This window comes from Mesorhizobium sp. P5_C1 (assembly GCF_054049815.1).
The window spans coordinates 1-2,889 of sequence record NZ_JBFULQ010000628.1 but is presented as its reverse complement, the minus strand read 5'-3'; the positions used below and the strand labels follow the sequence as shown (position 1 = coordinate 2,889).

General features: G+C 60.7%; 5 protein-coding genes. 4 read left to right on the top strand and 1 reads right to left on the bottom strand.

Going from position 1 to position 2,889, the window contains the following annotated elements; all coding sequences use genetic code 11:
* From ACXJ7R_RS29065 to ACXJ7R_RS29055, 3 genes are all read left to right on the top strand, one after another.
* The coding region (locus tag ACXJ7R_RS29065) for a hypothetical protein (protein ID WP_457154841.1) at positions 1–185 on the top strand (185 nt) is incomplete at its 5' end.
* Complete coding sequence (locus tag ACXJ7R_RS29060) at positions 185–982, top strand: hypothetical protein (RefSeq protein WP_457154840.1); 798 nt, start codon at positions 185–187, stop codon at positions 980–982. The genes ACXJ7R_RS29065 and ACXJ7R_RS29060, both read left to right, overlap by 1 nt.
* 1,016 nt (positions 983–1,998) lie before the next feature.
* Positions 1,999–2,154, top strand: coding sequence for an entericidin domain-containing protein (locus tag ACXJ7R_RS29055; RefSeq protein ID WP_457154839.1), 156 nt, complete (start codon positions 1,999–2,001; stop codon positions 2,152–2,154).
* A gap of 81 nt (positions 2,155–2,235) precedes the next feature.
* On the opposite strand, the gene ACXJ7R_RS29050 is transcribed toward ACXJ7R_RS29055, so the two are convergent.
* Positions 2,236–2,412 (bottom strand): hypothetical protein, encoded by a 177-nt coding sequence (locus tag ACXJ7R_RS29050; protein ID WP_457154838.1) that lies wholly within the window; start codon positions 2,410–2,412, stop codon positions 2,236–2,238.
* A gap of 172 nt (positions 2,413–2,584) precedes the next feature.
* Between ACXJ7R_RS29050 and ACXJ7R_RS29045 the strand changes: the two genes are divergently transcribed.
* Positions 2,585–2,889, top strand: a 305-nt coding sequence (locus tag ACXJ7R_RS29045) for a hypothetical protein (RefSeq protein ID WP_457154837.1), incomplete at its 3' end; no start/stop codon positions are given.

Below are 2,889 nucleotides of genomic sequence, written 5' to 3'. Positions count from 1 at the left end.
GTGCAAGCGATCCTGCTGCCGAAGCGCCTCGCGGCGCAAGTCGAACTGCTTTACAAATTCGTAAGGTCGAACGGTCACTGCTCTTCCCTGAAATCCTTAAAATGGTTCCAAAACCGGAACCGGAGCTGCAACAAAGGGGCCGGCCGGGCGTTGCGCATCAACAAACCGCGACGAGGAACCGATGATGACGGAAACTTCAAGTATCCTCCTCACCGCTCCCATCGAGCTTGCCGGCGACTGGGGCCGCATGCTGGAGGGCGCGGCAGATCAGGTCGTCGAGCGCATGCGGCATGCATGCCTTGACGGCGTCCGCCTGCTCTCCGACCGCCAGCCGACGCGCCTGCGTGTCGACGAGCACACTTCCGGCACGCCGGCGGTCTGGCTGCATCCCGACGGCAGCAGCATGGCCTGGATCATTGTCGATATCGGCGAGCGCGATTGGTCGAAGCTAACCTACCAGTTCGGACACGAGCTCGGCCACGTGTTTGCTAATAGCTGGCAGCCGGATGCCAAGCCGGCAACGCCCTGCCAGTGGCTCGAGGAAGCGATGGTTGAAGCATTCTCGCTGCGCGGCCTCGGGCGTCTGGCGGAGGACTGGAAGGAGAACCCGCCGTTCACCGGCGACAACGCTTTCGGCGATGCCATTGCCGCGTACCGCGAGAATATCATCCGAGGCTATTCCGCGCTCGCCGGCAGCCAGGGGCTGACGCGCGACGCCGCGGCGTGGTTCGCCGACCATCGCGGCGAGATTGAGATGCCCGCCCTCAATCCGTTCGCCCGGGCGATGTCTGTGACCATCCTTGCCGCATACGACCGCGCGCCGCAGTGCGTCGAGGCGCTCGGCGCACTCAACCGCTGGCCCGGCCGCACGGGTGTGCCGATCGGCGAGTATCTCGGGCGATGGGAGGCGAGTTGCGCCGAATTGGGCGCTTCGCCCAGCTTGCCGATCCACCTGCGTGACCTGCTGCACGTTCCGCAGTGAGGCAAGTAAAGGAATTCCGGCGTTGAATGTGGACCTGAAGCGCCGACCGCAGCGGCCTGCTGCGCCTTGGAGGCGCGCTTTGCTGGACGGGAAGCCGACTACCGGTTCTGGCGCCTTCAAGGAGCTCGACGCGGCAAAAACGGAAGCCCGCCACTGAGGAAGAAATCGATGCTCGCTAAGAGAACCGCGATTGCTCTGCTCTCCTGCCTGGCCATTTCGGSCTGYGGTATGGCCAAAGCYGCGAGGGAAACCGGKCAGACGTTCGACAAGTATGGRTGCCTTGCTCGTGMCTTCAAAGGCCARCCSCCYTGCRAACCTGAMAMTGCMGCAGCGCCCTGACGGGGGAGGCAGAGCACGGGCCAACGAGGTGTGCCCGGTAATGTTTGCAGCACGATCAAGCTCGGACGCGAAGCACTGGCAATGGCGACATCAACGGAACTGCTTATTTTTAGTCAATCTGCATATATTTAGCACCTTGGTTGGCTTCATGCAGGCGTCACAATGGCAATGAAGATTAGTAACGCCGAAGGGGTTCGATCCTCCCCTTTCGGGGTTCCCAATCGATCCTCCCAAGGCCCGGCTTCAAATTCAAATCGCTCGGACCACCCGGCGAGTCGGCACCGTATTACCGGGAGCCCGGCAAGGGAGCCGAGGACACCTTATGTCACACTAGTGCCACCTCAGACGCCGAAGAAGTAACGACCTTATCGCCTCTTCGGCTTTGGCGTGATCTCCTCGATCCTCACCTTGTCGCCGATCTCCTTCGCCATGGCAAAGGCCCTTTTCTCGAACACGGTTGTCGGCTATCTCTTCCCGCGCCTCGGCAAAGAGCGGCCCGATCAGAAGCCGCCAACTCATATATCGCGCCAAGCCTGTGGACAGTAACCGGCTGTTCCTTGACGGCCAACACCTCGCGCGCTTGGTCTGTTTTCCTCTTTGTGGCTTGGCCATGGAACCAGACTGAGCCGGCTTTCGTTGCTGTAGGGCGAGTCTACCGAGAGAGGGATAAACCGTCCATGAAAACATCCACATATGCAGTCATCGCGCTRCTCGCCAGTGCGCTTTTGGTATCGGCCTGCGCAAACACAATCCGTGGCGCCGGCAAGGATGCTGCCAACACCGTCAACGCTACCCAGAACGCCGGCAAGAGAGTTGCCACCGCCGCGAACTAGCCTCGCGGTGCTTCTGCCCAAGTGAGATGGCCGCCATGATCGGCGGCCTTTTCTTTTTCAGACCGAAGCGCGCCTAGACGCCTACCGTTGACCGGCGGTCAGAATGTGCGCTTCCCGCAACAGCGACGCCCAGCTATGCGCCCCTAGGAGTTCGATTAGCTGGCGGGCTTGCATTTCGGTGATGCCGGTTTCATTGACCAGACGACGCACGACGGGGTCGTCCGGCCCGCTAGGTCCCTTGTCCTGTTCGTCAGTCATCATCATGTCCCTTGAAGACCCAACGACAGCGACGGGGTATGGTTCCTTTTGCGGGAAATTGACTCGCTAACCGACTGTCGGAAGCGTACAGTGCTTTGTCGCTCGATCTAGCAAGGCAACGAGCGCTTGAAAGAGTCGATCACGCTTTCGCCCTGTAAGGGAGTTACGCGCGATGACCAATCGTGGCATAGCCGACGACGTACAGTTGGCGACACTTACCAGAATTCTAGATGAGTATTGCGAGCAAGCCGGAATTGAGGGCTCGCACCCGGCGCGGGAGCATTTGGCGCGTCGCCTTATCGCCCTTTTCAGCGGCGGCATCGACAGTCAAGACGAGATATGGATGGCTCTAGACGGCATCGCAAAGGACTATAAACCAGGCGCTATCCAGCCGCGGCTGGGCTATTTGGGATGCGGGCCRCACCGGCCACTGCGGGTTTTGTTTGGACGTCCCCCGCGCTGCCTAAACTATGGGCA

Excerpts from the sequence above, each read along its gene's own strand:
- ACXJ7R_RS29060 (WP_457154840.1), top strand. The coding sequence starts at position 185 with ATGACGGAAACTTCAAGTATCCTCCTCACCGCTCCCATCGAGCTTGCC.
- ACXJ7R_RS29050 (WP_457154838.1), bottom strand. The coding sequence starts at position 2,412 with ATGACTGACGAACAGGACAAGGGACCTAGCGGGCCGGACGACCCCGTC.